A 772-nucleotide genomic window follows, 5' to 3' on the forward strand; every position below is an offset into this window, starting at 1 on the left:
GGGTAGATCACAAGGTTTCGCGTCTAATCCTACTAACTATGCGCCCTATTCAGACTCGCTTTCGCTCCGGCTCCGGTACTTAATACCTTAACCTCGCTAGTAAAATTAACTCGTAGGCTCATTATGCAAAAGGCACGCCGTCACAGCTGTATGCTGCTCCGACCGCTTGTAGGCGTACGGTTTCAGGTTCTATTTCACCCTTCTATTCGAAGTGCTTTTCACCTTTCCTTCACAGTACTTGTTCACTATCGGTCTTTCAGGAGTATTTAGCCTTGGAGGATGGTCCCCCCATATTCAGACAGGATTTCACGTGTCCCGCCCTACTCATTTATCATCTTAATATGCCTTTCATATACGGGGCTATCACCCTCTACGGCTGTTCTTTCCAGAACATTCTATTAAACATAAAAAGACTTTTGGGCTAATCCGCTTTCGCTCGCCACTACTTACGGAATCTCTTCGATTTCTTTTCCTCCGGGTACTTAGATGTTTCAGTTCTCCGGGTTTGCTCCTCTTACGAGGTGACATGTCTTCAACATGCCGGGTTGCCCCATTCGGATATCTGCGGATCAATTCGTGTGTGCCAATCCCCGCAGCTTTTCGCAGCTTACCACGTCCTTCGTCGCCTCTGAAAGCCTAGGCATCCGCCATACGCCCTTAACGATTTCTTTCCTATTGGTTACTCAAGCGCTTTATGCGCTCGGTTTTCTCTTTGTGATGTCTTTACCGTTAATGTCAATGATCTTAATTTCTTTCTTTCAAACTGATGAAC

At 46.2% G+C, this 772-nt stretch carries 1 rRNA gene; it reads right to left on the reverse strand.

Annotation, left to right across the window (positions count from 1 at the left end):
- Positions 1-671, reverse strand: a 23S ribosomal RNA gene (locus REB14_RS24105); the annotation flags it as partial.
- Positions 672-772 lie beyond the last annotated feature (101 nt).

The sequence above is a fragment of the Chryseobacterium metallicongregator genome (assembly GCF_031324065.1).
Taxonomy (GTDB): domain Bacteria; phylum Bacteroidota; class Bacteroidia; order Flavobacteriales; family Weeksellaceae; genus Chryseobacterium; species Chryseobacterium metallicongregator.